The sequence below is a fragment of the Dinoroseobacter sp. PD6 genome, assembly GCF_028807315.1.
GTDB lineage: Bacteria > Pseudomonadota > Alphaproteobacteria > Rhodobacterales > Rhodobacteraceae > Dinoroseobacter > Dinoroseobacter shibae.
In genome coordinates, this window is the sequence record NZ_JARAMN010000003.1 from 142473 (window position 1) to 157650 (window position 15178).

The window sequence follows — 15178 nt, forward strand, 5'->3', positions numbered from 1 at the left end:
GTTTAGGTGAAAAATCATGCAAATCGATGATATCGACCGTCGGCTCCTGCGGCTCTATCAGTCCGACCCGACCCTTTCGGCGGCGGAACTGGCCGAGGCCGCGCGCCTGCCGCGGGCCACCGCCTGGCGGCGGATCGAACGGATGGAGGCGGCGGGTGTGATCACCGGCCTGGAGGCGGTGATCGACTGGCGGCGCCTGGGCTTCGCGGTGGAGGTGGCCTTGCGGATCACCTTGGACAAGACCGAGCGCAACGCCTTCGACACCTTCCTCGCCGCCGCCCGCGAGGTGCCGGAGGTCACGGAGATCCAGACCTTCCTCGGCCGGGTCGACGTGCGCCTGAACGTGCTGGCCCGCGACATGGGGCATTACCAGGAGATTTACCGCGCGCGCATCCTGACCCTGCCGCATATCGCCGATATCGAGCAATTGATGCTGATCTCGGACGTGAAGACCGACGAGGCGCTGCCGCTGTGAGCGCGCTCGATGAGACCGACCGCGCGCTTTTGCGGGCGCTGTCGCGCGACGCGCGGCAGACCGCCGGGGCGCTGGGCCGCAAGCTCGGCCTCAGCCAGCCCGCGACCTGGCGGCGGATCAAGCGGCTGGAGGAGGCGGGCATCCTGAAGGGGCGTCGGCTGCGCCTCGACCCGCAGGCGCTGGGTTTCGGGGTGACGGTGTTTCTGGGCGTGAAGCTCGCCGCCAAGGGCCGGGTCAGCGTCGAGGATTTCGAGCGCGCGGTGACCGCGATACCCGAGGTGCAGGTGGTCCAGCACGTTCTGGGCGCTTATGACTACCGGCTGCGCGTCGTGGCGCGGGACATTTCGGATTTCGAGCGGGTGTTGCGGCGGCGGATCATGACCCTGCCCGGCGCGGGAGAGGTGGAAGCGAATGTGCTGTTGTCGGAGGAGCGGCGGCCCGGACCGCTGGGCTGAGACGGGCCCGTGATGGGGTCTTCGACTTCTTCGCGGATGCGGCGGGCAAGAGCCATTGGCGCGACGTGCCGGTCGCCCTGCAGGCGAAAACCCGCGCCCGCCGGAGCCGCCTGTTTCCGATCCGCGCCCGGCCTTTCCCCTGCGACGGAAAAACCCACGCTCGCCCTGCGGCTTTGCGTTAGTTTGACCGTGACAGGTGCGGGGGGCGGTGGCTACCCCGGTGGCCAAAGGAGACTGACATGACCGCTTTGCTCGATACCGTCGATCCGGACGGCCTGCTGGAATACTCGGTGGTGTTCACCGACCGCTCGCTCAATCACATGTCCGGGGCGTTCCAGTGCGTGATGCGCGATATCCACGGCATGCTGTGCGAGGTCTACAATGCCGACCATGTGGCCGTGATCCCCGGCGGCGGCACCTTCGGGATGGAGGCCGTCGCGCGCCAGTTCGGCACCGACGCCCATGCGCTGGTGGTGCGCAACGGCTGGTTCTCCTACCGCTGGAGCCAGATTTTCGAGGCCGGGGGCTTTGCTGCCGAGACCACGGTGATCAAGGCGCGACAGGTGGGCAATGGCGCCACCGCGCCCTTCGCGCCCGCGCCGATCGAGGAGGTGGTGGCCAGGATCCACGAGACCCAGCCGGACGTGGTCTTTGCGCCCCATGTGGAAACCTCCGCCGGGGTGATCCTGCCGGATGCGTATGTCACGCAGCTGGCCGAGGCCGCCCACGCGGTGGGCGCGCTGATGGTGCTGGATTGCATCGCCTCGGGCTGCGCCTGGGTGGACATGAAGGCCACCGGGGTCGATGTGCTGATCTCCGCGCCGCAGAAGGGCTGGTCCGCGTCGCCCTGTGCGGGTCTCGTGATGCTGTCGGAGCGGGCCGTGGCCCGGGTGCGGGAGACGGAGTCCACCAGCTTCGCCATCGATCTGAAGAAATGGCTGTCGATCATGGATGCCTATCTTGGCGGCGGACACGCCTATCACGCGACCATGCCCACGGATGCCCTGCGGGCGTTCCGCGACACCATGCTGGAGACCCAGGCCTACGGCTTCGGCAAGCTGGCGGAGGCGCAGTGGGAATTGGGCACCCGGGTTCGCAGCCTGCTGGCGGCGCGGGGGTTCCAGTCGGTCGCAGCGGACGGCTACGGCGCGCCGGGGGTGGTGGTGGTCTATACCGACGATCCGGCCCTGCAGAACGGGTCGAAATTCGCGGCCCAAGGGATGCAGATCGCGGCGGGCGTGCCCTTGCAATGCGACGAGCCGGCGGAGTTCCGAACGTTTCGGATCGGGCTCTTCGGGTTGGACAAGCTCTATGACGTGCCCGCGGCGGTGACCCGGTTCGAGACCGCCCTGGACAAGGTTCTGAGCTGAGCGCTGGCAAGGGGGCGCGCGCCCCCTTGGCCCCGCCTGAAACCCGCGCGAGGGGCGCATGACGGGCGCAGCGGAACCGTCTGGCGTCCCCGGCTGCGCGGACCATGCCGCCGCACCGGTGCCGCGGCGCGATTCGTCCCGGGTGTGAAGAAGCTCTGCCGCGGCGCGCTGGCAAGGGGGCGCGCGCCCCCTTGGCCCGGCTCGGCTGTTGCGCGGCCTTGGGGCGGGGCGCCTAGCGGACCCCGAGCCCCAGCTGCATCAGGGATTTGCGCACCGGGGCCAGGCCGTAGAGCGCCTTCAGCCCCTGCGCCCGGGCGTCCCGCAGCGGCTGTGCCCCGGCCATGGAGGCGCGGTTCAGCAGGTCGATCCCGGTGATCCGCGTACGCACATCCGGTGCCCGTTTGCGCGCGTAGGCCTGCAGCATCTCCGGGCTGCCGAGGGTGTCCGGCGCGGCCTCGGCCAGCTCCAGCAGCACCCGAACATCCGCCAGCGACATGTTCAGCCCCTGCGCCCCGATGGGCGGTACCACATGGGCGGCCTCGGCGATCAGGGACGTACGCGGGCCGGTGAGCCGCTCCGCCATCTGGCTGATGATCGGCCAGACCGACCGTCTGGAGACCAGCTTGAGCGGGCCCAGCAACCCGGTGGACCGGGCGGTCATCTCGGCTTCGAATTCTGCCACGTCGCAGGATGCGAGGCGCAGCGCCTCCGGCCCCCGCTCCATCCAGACGATGGCGGAGCGCGGCTGACCCTCCAGATCCGGCAGGGGCACCAGGGTGAAGGGGCCGCCGGAGCGGTGGATCTCGGTGGAGACGTTGTCGTGCGGGATCGGGTGGGTGACCGCGAAGGCCAGGGCCTTCTGGCCGTACCGCGTGGTCCGGACGCCAATCCCCAGCGCGTTGCGCACCGGGGAGTTTCGCCCGTCCGCCGCGATCAGCAGCCGCGCCGAGACCATGGTCCCGTCGGTCAGCCGCACCCGGGCCTCGCGTTCGCGCGCCAGCACGTCCGCGGTGCCGACCCCGGGGCGAAAGGTGACGTTCGGCAGCTCTTCCAGCCGCGCGACCATCTCGCGCCGCAAAAGCCAGTTCTGCAGGTTCCAGCCGAAGGGATCGTCGGAGATGTCCCTTGCGTTGAAGGCCTTCTGCACCCGGGCCACGGGCTCGGTCCCGCCGGCATCGATGATCTGCATCACCTGCAGCGGCGCTGCGAAAGGCGCCAGCCGCGCCCAGAGCCCGGCCTTTTCCAGCACCTCGCGGGAGGGTTGCAGGAACGCAGTGGTCCGCATGTCGGCGCCGTCCGCCGCGCCCTCGGTTACCGGCGGGGCGGGGTCGACCACGATCACCTGGAACCCGGCGGATCCAAAGGCGGCGGCGGCGGACAATCCTGCCACGCCGCCGCCGGAAATCAGAATATCGGTCTGTTCGGTCTGCATGCTCGGCCCTCCATTGTCCGGCAACCTAAGGCTGCGGCGGGCAGGGGCCAAGCGGCATTTCGTCCGCGCGGCGCGTCAGCCGCGGCTGATGAGCACCAGCGTCGCGTAGAGTACCGCGACCATGGTCAGCGCACCGACGATCAGCCCGGCATAGCCGAAGACCATCGTCGCGCCGCCCCAGAGACCGATGATGGCCAGCGCCAGCAAGATGAATTGCACCTCATCCTTGTTCACCGAGGCGTCGAACCGGCTTTCCCGAACCACTTTCTGGGTCTTGGGGGCGGGAGCGGATATCGGCGTGTTGGTGGTCAGCGTGGTCATGAGGTTTCTCCGAGTTCTGGGTCTGCGCCGTATATGGCAGCATAGCCATGCGCCGGACAGGAGGCGCGTTGCCGCAGTGCAGCAAAAGCTGAGAAAACCATGCGGGTTTTTTTACTGCCCTGCCCGTGGCTCAGGGCAGGACGCGGGTCAGAAAACCACTCAGGTCATCGGTATGATGGTGAATATGCGGGGCCGGGTCCGGCTCCGGCGCGACATGGACCGTCTGCATGCCCATCGCATGCGGGGCATGCAGGTTGCGGACATCGTCCTCGAACATGGCGGCGCGCCGGGGTGTCACGCCGTCCTGGGCGAACACGGTCTCGAAGGCCGCGCGCTCCGGCTTGGGGCGGAAGCCGGCGTGTTCCACCCCGTAGACCGCGTCGAAAATCCCGCTCAGCCCGCGATGGTGCAGCACGTTTTCCGCATAGGGCGCGCAGCCGTTGGTGTAGACGATCTTGCGCCCGGGCAGGGCCCTGAGCCGCGCCGCGAGGGCGGGATCCGGGGCGAGCACGGTGAAGTCGATGTCATGCACATCCGTCAGGTAGGGGCCGGGATCGACCCCGTGCACCTCCATCAGCCCCGCCAGCGTCGTGCCGAACCGCGCCCAGTACTCCCGGCGCAGGCGGTCCGCCTCGGCGCGGGAAACACCCAGCGCGTCCATCACATAGGCCGTCATGCGCCGCTCGATCTGGTCGAAGAGGCGCATCTGCGGCGGGTAGAGCGTGTTGTCGAGGTCGAACACCCAGGTGTCGACATGGGAAAAGCGATCAGCAACCATGCCCTGCACCTATGCTTTTGCCGCGCGCTTGCCAATGCTTGCTTGAAAACCGGACGCCCGGGCGGCTAGGGTTTCGCGCGGAGGAGACAAGAATGACAGAGCCCAAACCGGCCCAGAAAGACGCCTATGACATGATCCTGGAGGCCATCGACGTAGGCATTTACCGCCCCGGCGACCGGCTGGTGGAAAGCGACCTGGCCGAGCGCTTCGGCGTGTCGCGCACGCCCATTCGCGAGGCCCTGCAACGGCTGGAGACCCAGTCCCTTCTGGCGCGGGACGGCCGGTCCCTGATCGTGGCCTCGCTCGATCACAACCAGATGGCGGAGCTCTACGTGGTTCGCTGCGAGTTGGAGGGGCTGGCGGCGCGTCTGGCGGCCCGGCATGCGGCGGTCGAAGAGATCAAGGTGCTGTCGGACATGGTCGAGAGCGATGCCGCGCTGCTCGGGGATGCGGCCGCCATGGCGCGGGCGAACCGGCGGTTTCACAAGCAGATCCACCTGGCGTCCCACAACCGGTTTCTCGTGCAGCAGCTCGATCTGGTCTATCGGTCCATGGCGTTGATGGCGACCACGTCGCTGGCGGCCGAAGGGCGCGGAGAAGAGGCGTTGGAAGAGCATCGCGCGATCCTGGCGGCGATCACCAACCGCGATGAGGATGCGGCCTACGCGGCGCTCAAGGCGCATATTTCCCTGGCGTTCGAGACCCGGCTGAAGAGCGACGCGGAGAAGCTCTGAGCCGGTGGCGGCTCAGGCGGGCGGCTCGTGTACGTCCATCGCGATCCCGTGGTCGGTCTTGTCCCAGTAGAACGGCTTGTAGAGCAGCTCGACCAGCGCCTTGAGCGCGGCGATGCTCGACATCAGGAAATAGACATGCAGCAGCGGCAGCATCGGCCACAGGTGGCGGTGCCGGGCCGCCCGCACGCCGGCGGCCCAGAGCGCCAGGTTCACCGCCTCGATCCCCAGCATCACCGGGCCGAGCACATGGGCCGGTGGCAGAGTGGCCAGCACGGCGTTGGGCACGATCGGGGCGCCCAGATGCCCAAGCCAAAGCCACAGCAGCAGCGGCATGGTCAGCGCACTCAGGATCGAGCCGAGAAACAGGCATTGCAGGGCTGCGAACCCGCCCGGCCCCAGCGCCCGCCACAATGCGCGGGGGCTGCGCATATGCACCGCATAGGTCGCCATGTAGCCCTTGATCCAGCGCGAGCGCTGCTTGATCCAGGGCCAGATGCGCACGTTGGCCTCTTCCTGGGTGACTGTGTCGATCAGGCTGACCCGGTAGCCGTGGCGGTAGAGCCGCATGCCGAGATCCGCGTCCTCGGTCACGTTATGGGCGTCCCAGGGCCCGACCTCCTCCAGAACCTTGCGGCGCAGGAACAGGGTCGTGCCCCCCAGCGGGATCGGCAGACCCAGCCGGTCGAGCCCCTGCAGGAACAGTCCGAACCAGCCGGCGTATTCGGCGGTAAAGCACCGCGCGATCAGGTTGAACCGGGTGTTGAAGAAGTCGAGCCGCCCCTGCAGGCAGGCCACCTCCGGCGCGGCGTGGCGGAAGCCTTCGGCCACCTTCAGCAGCTGGTCCGGGTCGGGCCGGTCCTCTGCGTCGTAGATGCCCACGATCTCGCCGCGGCAGAAGGGCAGCGCGAAATTCAAGGCCCGCGGCTTGGTCTGCACCGTCCCGCGGGGCACCTCCAGCATGCGGAACCCCTGCGGCAGGCGCAGCTGCGACAGGGCGTTCTTGGTCACGTCATCCTCGGCCTCGACCACGAACAGAACATCCAGCAACGCACGGGGGTAGCGGAGCCGGTCGAGATTGTTCAGCAGTTTTTCCGCCACCTCGCTTTCCCGCAACAGAGGCACGAGGATGCTCATGGCAGGCAGGGGCGGTCTGGTCTTGTTCCGCTCCGGGGGCGGTTGCGGCGGGGGGCGCGCGCTCAGGCAGGCGACCGCGAGCATCAGTTTGAAGCCCATGGTGATCGCCAGCACCGCGAGCGTGATCCACATAAGCGCGCTGGTCACAAGCCCCGGGATCAGAACCAGGGCGGCGGTGGCCAGGGACAGGCACACAAGCCCCATCATCGCCGAGAGTGGCCGGAAGCCGCGGCAGCTCCAGCGTCCGGGCAGGGCGGTCTCGGCGCGGGCGATCAGGTGGGGGGCATGGGCGGCGCGGATCGCCTCGGCAATGGCATCGGCACCGGCCACGGCCAGCACCGGCTGCCCGGCTTCGGGTGGCAGGGTCGCGGCGATATCGGCGAATTCCTCCGGCTCGGCCACCAGGTACACGGTCGCCCCGGACAACCGCCGCCAGGGCAGGATACCGTGGGTGAGACACCAGTCGATCCCGTAGGCGCCGATCAGATCGGGATCGGCGGGCGCCTGCTCCGGGTCGATGCGGCCCGCGCGGTACATCTCGCAGCGCGCTTCCAGCAGCAGTTCGGGCGCCAGCCAGCCTTCGGCCACCAGAACTTCCAGCGGGCGCCGTCCCTGCAGCCGTGCCATGTGCACGGCCTGCAACCGCTCGGCCGGCGAGATGTCCCCCCGCCGCACCAGCAGATCAGCCAGCAACTCCCGCTCCGGGCGCGGCGCTGGCTTGCGCGGCACCGGCGCAAGAAGACCGTCACCCGTATCGCGGGTGGGTTGGAGGGAAATCACGGACATGGCGCTCACAGCGGGGAACACAGGCCGTGCCACCGTGAAACGGCAAGGTTAACATCAAGTTAAGGCGGGTTGCGCCGCGTTAGCCCGCCGTAACTGCACGGCGCGCAGCCATGGCCGCAGCGAACCGCTCGAACAGATAGTAGCTGTCTTGCGGGCCGGGGCTGGCCTCGGGGTGGTACTGCACCGAGAAAACCGGGCGGTCGGTCATGCGGATGCCGCAGTTCGACCCGTCGAAGAGCGACCTGTGGGTTTCGACCACGCCGTGGGGCAGGGTCTGGCTGTCCACGGTGAAGCCGTGGTTCATCGAGGTGATCTCGACCTTGCCGGTTTCCAGATCCTTTACTGGGTGGTTGGCGCCGTGATGGCCGTGGTTCATCTTCACGGTCTGTGCGCCGAGCGCCAGGGCCAGCATCTGGTGGCCGAGACAGATGCCGAAGACCGGCACGTCCGAGGCCTCCAGCACGCCCTTGATCATCGGGACCGCGTATTTCCCGGTGGCCGCCGGATCGCCGGGACCGTTGGACAGGAACACGCCGTCGGGGTTCTGGGCCAGCACGTCTTCGGCGGTGCTGGTGGCGGGCATCACCGTCACGTCGCAGCCCGCCGAGGCCAGGCAGCGCAGGATGTTGCGTTTCGCGCCGTAATCCAGGGCCACGACCTTGTGGCCCGGCGTGGTCCGGCGGGTGTAGCCCTCGGGCCAGGCCCAGCGTTGCTCGTCCCAGCGGTAGGATTGCGCGCAGGTGACCTCCCGGGCGAGATCGACCCCCTCCAGCCCGGCAAAGGCGCGGGCCTGGGCCACGAGGGCTTCGAGGTCGAAATTCCCTTCCGGGTCGTGGGCCAGGGCCACATGGGGCGCGCCCTGCTGGCGGATCTGCCGGGTCAGGCGCCGCGTGTCCACGCCGCCGATCCCGATCCGACCCGTGCGGGTCAGCCACTCGGTCAGCTTGCCTTGCGCGCGCCAGTTCGAGGGCTCGCTCGGGTCCCATTTGACCACCATGCCCGCGGCGACCGGGTCGGCGGCCTCGTCATCCTCGGCGGTCACGCCCGTATTGCCGATATGGGGAAAGGTGAAGGTCACGACCTGGCCCGCATAGGAAGGGTCGGTCATGATTTCCTGGTAGCCGGTCATGGCGGTGTTGAAGCACAGCTCCGCCGAGGTCGTGCCGACCGCGCCGAACCCGCGCCCATAGAAGACCGTGCCATCGGCGAGCACGAGGCAGGCGGTCGGGGTGTCGGGGGCGGCGGGCATGGGCGACTCCTCAGCAGCAGGCAAAATCTGGCGGACCCTAAGGGGGGGGCGCGGTCGGGTCAAGCGCGCGCGATCACATCCGGCCCCTGCGCCTGCACCCGCTTGCCAGACCGCGGCGGCCTTCTTACATAGGGCAGGCTTGCCACTTCTGGGGGACAGACACGACATGGATTTGCGCGAGAAGATCTCCTCGGGCCTGAAGGCCGCGATGAAGGAGAAGGACGCCGCCCGGTTGTCCACCCTGCGGCTCATCAGTGCCGCGATCAAGGACAAGGACATTGCCCTGCGCGGCCAGGGCAAGCCCGAGGGCGTGTCCGAGACGGACATCATGGCGATCCTGGGAAAGATGGTGAAGCAGCGCCAGGAGACCGCGCGCACCTATGAAGAGGCCGGGCGGCTGGAGTTGGCCGCGCAGGAACTGGCGGAGATCGAGGTGATCGAGGAATACCTGCCCACCCCGCTCAGCGAGGACGAGATCGACGCGGCGATCGACGACACGATCACGGCACTGGAGGCGGACTCGATCCGCGACATGGGCCGGGTGATCGGCGCGCTGAAGACCCGCTACACCGGCCGGATGGATTTCGGCCGGGTCGGGCCGATGGTCAAGGACCGGCTCAGCGCCTGAGGCGGCCCGAACAAGACACCACGCCTGTTCCGACGACCCCGACCCCGACCCTCGCGCCCCAAGACCCCGCCATGACCGACACGCCAGCCGATCCCGACGCCCAGACCCTCGCCCGCCGCTACCGCGCGGTGCTGGATGCGGAGATGGCGCAATTGGTGCAGGCCTCCGAAGACAGCGGCGCGGCGCGGCAGACAGTGGAGCTGGACCAGCAGAGCGTCGGGCGGCTGTCGCGGATGGATGCGCTGCAGGGCCAGGCGATGGCGGCCGCGCTGGAGGTGCGCCGCCGCGGACGCCGGGCGCGGATCGTGGCGGCCCTGCACCGTATGGAGACGGGGGAGTTCGGCTATTGCGTCGATTGCGGCGGCTTCATTGGCCTGCCGCGGCTCGACGTGGACCCGACGGCGGCACGGTGCGGCGACTGCAAGGGCTGAGAGCGGCCGCGCGGTCCGCATGTCGCGCATACAAAGGCGCCAACCGGGGGGGTGTCCGGCTGGCGCAGGCCGGTCCGTAATGCGGGCCGGTAACTGCCGGGGCACTCACTCACTACCACCGAAGGCACTCGTTGCGCCACGCGCTGTGGTCCCGGCACCGGTAAGTGTAGGGCACCCGCAGAGAGGGCGCCCTGATCTGGCGCATGTCGAGGGGGATTTGGCCGCGCTGTTGTGGGCAGAGCGCCCCAAAGCCCGTTCGAACGGGCTTGAACGCGCTTTGCGGAGCGGTTGCCGCCTGTTGCGCCGCGCGCGCTACGCGGGGCCGCGGCAGAGGTCCGGGGGCCTGCGAGGCGTGTCGCGCGGGCTGGGCCAAGCCCGTTCGAACGGGCTTGGTCGCTTGCCCGCTCAGGGGCGCCGCATCCGGTTGAGCCGGTCCTGCAGGTCCGCGTGCAGGTCCAGACGTTCCTCGGGGGACAGGAACGCGCCCAGTTCCACCTCCCGGTCCGAGCCGCGCAGGGTGATGTAGTTTTCCACCGGCCCCTCCTTGGGGTGCAGGCGCAGCTCCACCCAATAGGGGTTGGCTTCCCAGTGTTGCGCGGCACGGTGCGGGTTGTGCCGGGTCAGGGCGATCCGGTCCTCGGCGAGCACCAGCACCTCGTGCAAGCTCATGTCCCGCTGGTTGCGGCGGATGCCGTACCACACCCCGCCCAGCGACAGCAGCATGAAGGGCAAGAGACCCCAGAGCACCCCCGTCCCCAGCACCGCGACGAGGGGCAGGGACAGCGCCAGCGCGGTGATCGTCATGAACGCGACGAACCCCTTGGCCGTCAGCGACTTGTGCGGCCAGAGATACAGCCGCTGCTCCGTCAAACAGGCCCCGGATTTCTCCGGAGCCTGCTGCGACGTGGTGATCCACTCAAGTGGCATGGGGTTCCCTCAGTGCGACGGCTGCTTGTCCCACATGTCCCGGGTCGGGAGCTGCTCGAACGTATGTTCGGGCGGCGGGTTAGGCAGGGTCCACTCCAGGGTGTCCGCATGTTCGTTCCAGTAGTTCTCTTCTTCCACGCGCTTGCCGCGGGTGATGGTGTAGAAGACCACGCCGATGAAGAAGAGGAACGAGGCGAAGGACAGGAACGCGCCCCAGCTCGACACCCAGTTCCAGATCCCGAAGGCCTCCGGGTAGTCGATGTAGCGGCGCGGCATGCCCTGGCGGCCCAGGAAGTGCTGCGGGAAGAAGGTGATGTTGGTGCCGATGAAGAAGGTCCAGAAGTGCACCTTACCGGCCCATTCCGGGTACTGACGGCCCGACATCTTGCCGATCCAGAAGTAGATCCCGGCGAAGATTCCGAACACCGCCCCGAGGCTCATCACATAGTGGAAGTGGGCCACCACGTAGTAGGTGTCGTGATAGGCCCGGTCGACGCCCGCCTGGGACAGCACGATACCGGTCACACCGCCCACGGTGAACAGGAACAGGAACCCGATGGCAAAGAGCATCGGTGTCTCGAACGTCAGAGACCCCTTCCACATAGTCGCGATCCAGCTGAAGATCTTCACCCCCGTTGGCACCGCGATGACCATGGTCGCCAGCATGAAGTAGCTCTGCTGGGTCAGGGACATGCCCACCGTGTACATGTGGTGCGCCCAGACAACGAAGCCCAGGCCGCCGATGGCGATCATTGCCCAGACCATGGGCATGTAGCCGAAGACGGGCTTGCGCGAGAAGGTCGCGATCACGTGGCTGATGATGCCGAAGGCTGGCAGGATCACGATGTAGACTTCCGGGTGGCCGAAGAACCACAGGATATGCTGATAAAGCACCGGGTCCCCGCCGCCGGCCGGGTCGAAGAAGGTCGTCCCGAAATTCCGGTCGGTCAGCAGCATGGTGATCGCGCCCGCCAGAACCGGCAGGGCCAGAAGGATCAGCCAGGCGGTGACGAAGATCGACCAGGCAAAGAGCGGCACCTTGAACAGTGTCATGCCCGGGGCGCGCATGTTCAGGAAGGTCGTGATGATGTTGATCGCGCCGAGGATCGACGAGGCGCCCGACACGTGGACCGCGAAGATCGCCAGATCCATCGAGAACCCGGCCTCAGTCGTGGACAGCGGCGGATAGAGCACCCAGCCCACGCCGGAACCTGTCTGGCCATTGCCGCCCGGTGCCAGCACCGAGGCAATCGCTAGCGACGTCCCGGCCACGTAGAGCCAGAAGGACAGGTTGTTCAGCCGCGGGAAGGCCATGTCCGGCGCACCGATGTGCAAGGGCATGAAATAGTTGCCGAAACCGCCGAAGAGGGCCGGGATCACCACGAAGAACATCATCAGGATGCCGTGGCCGGTGATCAGCACGTTCCACAGGTGCCCGTTCGGCGTACAGACATCGTTCGCGCCGGCCGCGATGAAGCGCGCGCCCTCGGTACACATGTACTGAACGCCGGGGTTCATCAACTCCATGCGCATGTAAACCGTGAAGGCGACCGAAATGAACCCGGCCAGACCCGCCACGAGGATATAGAGGATCCCGATATCCTTGTGATTGGTCGACATGAACCAACGGGTGAAGAACCCGCGGGTATCTTCGTGACCGTGGCCATGGATGGCTGCATCTGCCATGCTGCTCTCTCCTGTTCGTCGTTCTCCGCGGGGGCCTGTCCAAAGGGTCGTTCAGACGGACTCGCCCTGCGGTTCCGAAATATGTTCTATCGGGGCTGCGCGGGTGCGGCAATGCCGTACACCATGACATACAACAAATTCTGCATGTGTTTTTCGCCACATGGGCGCAAAGGTCGCATGGCTCGGCCATCTGGCGGGGGCGTTCCGGGGGGCGCTGCCCCCGTCGCCCGGGCCGGGCAACTTCCCCGGAGTATTTTCGCAAAGATGAAGAAGGGCGCGGCGCGGCGTTAAGGCATCACGCGGGAAAGGCGGTCTGGACGCCGACAAGTTTTTTCGCGAAACCGCGCGAGATCAAGGGTTTGCAGAGATTTGTTTCGCGAGCGAAGCATTCGATTCTCGCAATGGATTGACGGCTCAATCGGCCTCGGTATCCGGGCGGGGCCAGGTCACCAGGCTGACGGAGTTCGGATTGAACGAGCGCACCTTGCGCACCGTGTCGAACTGCGCGCCCAGCCGGGCCGTCCACCAGCGGGCGGGGCGCACCGTGCAATGGGCGTTCTCGCCATTGGGCAGGATCTCGGCGGCCTTGACGCAGGAAATGTTGAAGAACGCGTTGGGCGAGACGCTGCGGATCTCGGCGAGTACGCGGTCGACCTCTTCGAGGGGGATATGCTCCATCACGTCGGTGCAGATCACGAGGTCGGTCTCCACCTCGGGCAGGGTCGCGATCTGTGGCAGTGCGGGGTCGTAGCGATAGGCGGTGGCGTCGAAGATCTTCGCCAGCCAGTCCACGGTCCGCGCCTGCCCACAGCCATAGTCGAGGATGGTGCGGGGCGGCGGCAGGAAGGCGACCTGCCGCAGGATGTAGCCGGTCAGCAGCTCCGAGGTCTGGCCATAGACCTTGCCCTCGTGCACCGCGCGGTACTGGGCGATCAGCTCTGCGCTGCGGGACATGAAGACCTCCTGCAAGGGATTTTACGTGACATGGGTTCAGGCCTCCACCGACAGGGGGCCGAAAGTCTCTTCGAAGCATTTGCGCAGGGCCACGTCCACATCCGCCATGGTCACCGGCAGGCCGAGATCGACCAGGCTGGTGACCCCGTGTTCGGTGATGCCGCAGGGCACGATGCCGGAGAAATGGTCGAGATCGGGCTCCACATTGATCGACAGACCGTGAAAGCTCACCCATTTGCGCAGACGCACGCCGATAGCGGCGATCTTGTCCTCCTGGAGCTGCCCGGCGGCATTGCGCGGTTTGTCCTGCCGTTGCACCCAGACGCCCACGCGGCCTTCGCGGCGTTCGCCGGTGACGTTGAACTCGGCCAGGGTGGCGATCACCCAGGCCTCCATCCGGCAGACGAACTGGCGCACGTCGCGGCCGCGTTTGCCCAGATCGAGCATGACATAGACCACCCGCTGGCCCGGCCCGTGGTAAGTGTACTGCCCGCCGCGCCGGGCGGTGTGGACCGGGAAGCGGTCCGGGTCTGTCAGGTCGGCGGGGTCGGCGGAGGTGCCGGCGGTGTAGAGCGGCGGATGCTCCAACAGCCAGATCATCTCGGGCGCGCGGCCCTCGGAAATGGCGGCGACGCGCACTTCCATGGTGGCGAGCGCGTCCTCGTAGGGCACCAGCCCATCGGAAATGATCCAGTCCATCGGCCCCTCCGTGCGGTCCATGAGGGGATGCCCGAAACCGCCGCCTGCTGCAAGGGACGCCTCCTTGCGAGCGGTTGCGAATGCCGGATATGCGCGCGAGCGGGCCGTGTGGAAAATCGCGTGCGGGAGGCACAATTCCCTCTTGGCATTGCGGCCAAGGCCCGCTAAACCCCCGCCATTCTCCAAGGCGTGCGGTCGTGGCGGAATTGGTAGACGCGCAGCGTTGAGGTCGCTGTGGGGTAACACCCGTGGAAGTTCGAGTCTTCTCGACCGCACCATTATCCCCTCGGATGAGTGACTTCCCCCTATTCTTGTGCTCTCTGCGGTTTGCCGGGGCTTGCCGTCGCGCGGGCACTCGCCGACGCCCTAGCGCACCGCTTCTATGGGGCCATCGGCGGAGCCGCTGATGAATTGAGTGAGGTAGGGATCGCCGCTGTGATCCATGTCCGAGACCGGGCCGGTCCAGCGGATCTTGCCCCCGTGCAGCATGGCCACGTCGTCGGCGATGGCGCGCACGCTGGTCATGTCATGGGTGATGGTCATGGCGGTGGCGCCCATCTCGACCACGATCTCGCGGATCAGGTCGTTGATCACGCCCGACATGATCGGGTCGAGCCCGGTCGTGGGCTCGTCGAAGAAGATGATCTCGGGCTCGGCGGCGATGGCGCGAGCGAGGCCCACGCGTTTCTGCATGCCGCCCGACAGCTCGGCCGGGAACTGGTCGGCCACGTCCGGGGTCAGGCCCACGCGGCGCAGCTTCTCGATGGCGATGTCGCGGGCCTCGGCGCGCGGGCGTTTCAGCGCCCCGCGCAGCAGGCGGAACGAGACATTCTGCCAGACCGGCAGGCTGTCGAAGAGCGCACCGCCCTGGAACAGCATCCCGAAGCGGGCGAGGAAGGCATCGCGCTCCACCTTCTCGACATCCTTGCCGTCCACCAGGATTTGCCCCGCATCGGGCGAGATCAGGCCCAGCACGCTCTTGAGCATCACCGATTTGCCCGTGCCCGAGCCGCCGATGATCACCATGCTCTCGCCCTTGGGGATCACGAGATCCACGCCGCGCAGAACCTCCTTGGGCCCGAACGCCTTGGAGACGCCGCGCAACTCGATCATCGGAGG

Annotated in this window: 16 protein-coding genes and 1 tRNA gene; 7 read left to right on the forward strand and 10 right to left on the reverse strand. The window is 67.5% G+C overall.

Going from position 1 to position 15178, the window contains the following annotated elements; all coding sequences use genetic code 11:
• Positions 1–16 precede the first annotated feature (16 nt).
• From PVW48_RS06340 to PVW48_RS06350, 3 genes are all read left to right on the forward strand, one after another.
• The gene (locus tag PVW48_RS06340; protein ID WP_274580740.1) at positions 17–475 is read left to right on the forward strand and encodes an Lrp/AsnC family transcriptional regulator; all 459 of its coding nucleotides are present in this window, start codon (positions 17–19) and stop codon (positions 473–475) included.
• Positions 472–930 carry an Lrp/AsnC family transcriptional regulator gene (locus PVW48_RS06345; RefSeq protein WP_012179061.1) on the forward strand — a complete coding sequence of 153 codons (459 nt, stop codon included), beginning with the start codon at positions 472–474 and terminating at the stop codon, positions 928–930. Before PVW48_RS06340 ends, PVW48_RS06345 begins: the two co-directional genes overlap by 4 nt.
• Positions 931–1169: 239 nt before the next feature.
• The gene (locus PVW48_RS06350; protein WP_274580741.1) at positions 1170–2300 is read left to right on the forward strand and encodes an aminotransferase class V-fold PLP-dependent enzyme; all 1131 of its coding nucleotides are present in this window, start codon (positions 1170–1172) and stop codon (positions 2298–2300) included.
• Positions 2301–2532: 232 nt separating this feature from the next.
• Here the strand turns inward: PVW48_RS06350 and PVW48_RS06355 are convergent, their stop codons facing one another.
• The 3 genes from PVW48_RS06355 to PVW48_RS06365 all read right to left on the reverse strand — a co-directional run bounded on the left by PVW48_RS06355 (position 2533) and on the right by PVW48_RS06365 (position 4831).
• A complete protein-coding gene (locus PVW48_RS06355) occupies positions 2533–3732 on the reverse strand; it encodes a UbiH/UbiF family hydroxylase (protein ID WP_274580742.1) in 1200 nt (399 codons plus the stop codon).
• 75 nt (positions 3733–3807) lie between these two features.
• The gene (locus PVW48_RS06360) at positions 3808–4053 is read right to left on the reverse strand and encodes a hypothetical protein (protein WP_274580743.1); all 246 of its coding nucleotides are present in this window, start codon (positions 4051–4053) and stop codon (positions 3808–3810) included.
• Positions 4054–4183: 130 nt separating this feature from the next.
• On the reverse strand, positions 4184–4831 hold the full coding sequence (locus PVW48_RS06365) for a pyrimidine 5'-nucleotidase (RefSeq protein ID WP_012179057.1): 648 nt from the start codon (positions 4829–4831) through the stop codon (positions 4184–4186).
• Between the two features lie 92 nt (positions 4832–4923).
• On the opposite strand from PVW48_RS06365, the gene PVW48_RS06370 reads away from it, so the two are divergent.
• Positions 4924–5565, forward strand: coding sequence for a GntR family transcriptional regulator (locus PVW48_RS06370; protein WP_012179056.1), 642 nt, complete (start codon positions 4924–4926; stop codon positions 5563–5565).
• A 12-nt stretch (positions 5566–5577) separates the two neighbouring features.
• Here the strand turns inward: PVW48_RS06370 and PVW48_RS06375 are convergent, their stop codons facing one another.
• Positions 5578–7485 carry a glycosyltransferase family 2 protein gene (locus tag PVW48_RS06375; protein WP_274580744.1) on the reverse strand — a complete coding sequence of 636 codons (1908 nt, stop codon included), beginning with the start codon at positions 7483–7485 and terminating at the stop codon, positions 5578–5580.
• Between the two features lie 79 nt (positions 7486–7564).
• The gene (gene carA, locus PVW48_RS06380; protein ID WP_012179054.1) at positions 7565–8734 is read right to left on the reverse strand and encodes a glutamine-hydrolyzing carbamoyl-phosphate synthase small subunit; all 1170 of its coding nucleotides are present in this window, start codon (positions 8732–8734) and stop codon (positions 7565–7567) included.
• A gap of 166 nt (positions 8735–8900) precedes the next feature.
• Between carA and PVW48_RS06385 the strand changes: the two genes are divergently transcribed.
• Both PVW48_RS06385 and PVW48_RS06390 read left to right on the forward strand, forming a co-directional pair.
• The gene (locus PVW48_RS06385; protein ID WP_012179053.1) at positions 8901–9362 is read left to right on the forward strand and encodes a GatB/YqeY domain-containing protein; all 462 of its coding nucleotides are present in this window, start codon (positions 8901–8903) and stop codon (positions 9360–9362) included.
• Between the two features lie 71 nt (positions 9363–9433).
• Positions 9434–9793: a TraR/DksA family transcriptional regulator gene (locus PVW48_RS06390; protein ID WP_274580745.1), complete on the forward strand. Its 360-nt coding sequence runs from the start codon at positions 9434–9436 to the stop codon at positions 9791–9793.
• A gap of 405 nt (positions 9794–10198) precedes the next feature.
• Here the strand turns inward: PVW48_RS06390 and PVW48_RS06395 are convergent, their stop codons facing one another.
• The 4 genes from PVW48_RS06395 to lipB form a co-directional block, all read right to left on the reverse strand.
• Positions 10199–10720 carry a DUF2244 domain-containing protein gene (locus PVW48_RS06395; RefSeq protein ID WP_012179051.1) on the reverse strand — a complete coding sequence of 174 codons (522 nt, stop codon included), beginning with the start codon at positions 10718–10720 and terminating at the stop codon, positions 10199–10201.
• Positions 10721–10729: 9 nt separating this feature from the next.
• Positions 10730–12406 (reverse strand): cytochrome c oxidase subunit I, encoded by a 1677-nt coding sequence (gene ctaD, locus PVW48_RS06400; protein ID WP_274580746.1) that lies wholly within the window; start codon positions 12404–12406, stop codon positions 10730–10732.
• A 414-nt stretch (positions 12407–12820) separates the two neighbouring features.
• On the reverse strand, positions 12821–13360 hold the full coding sequence (locus tag PVW48_RS06405; protein WP_012179049.1) for a methyltransferase domain-containing protein: 540 nt from the start codon (positions 13358–13360) through the stop codon (positions 12821–12823).
• A gap of 36 nt (positions 13361–13396) precedes the next feature.
• A complete protein-coding gene (gene lipB / locus PVW48_RS06410; RefSeq protein WP_274580747.1) occupies positions 13397–14059 on the reverse strand; it encodes a lipoyl(octanoyl) transferase LipB in 663 nt (220 codons plus the stop codon).
• 191 nt (positions 14060–14250) lie between these two features.
• Here lipB and PVW48_RS06415 point away from each other — a divergent pair.
• A tRNA-Leu gene (locus PVW48_RS06415) sits at positions 14251–14337 on the forward strand.
• A gap of 88 nt (positions 14338–14425) precedes the next feature.
• On the opposite strand, the gene PVW48_RS06420 is transcribed toward PVW48_RS06415, so the two are convergent.
• Positions 14426–15172 (reverse strand): ABC transporter ATP-binding protein, encoded by a 747-nt coding sequence (locus tag PVW48_RS06420; RefSeq protein ID WP_044027847.1) that lies wholly within the window; start codon positions 15170–15172, stop codon positions 14426–14428.
• Between the last annotated feature and the right edge of the window lie 6 nt (positions 15173–15178).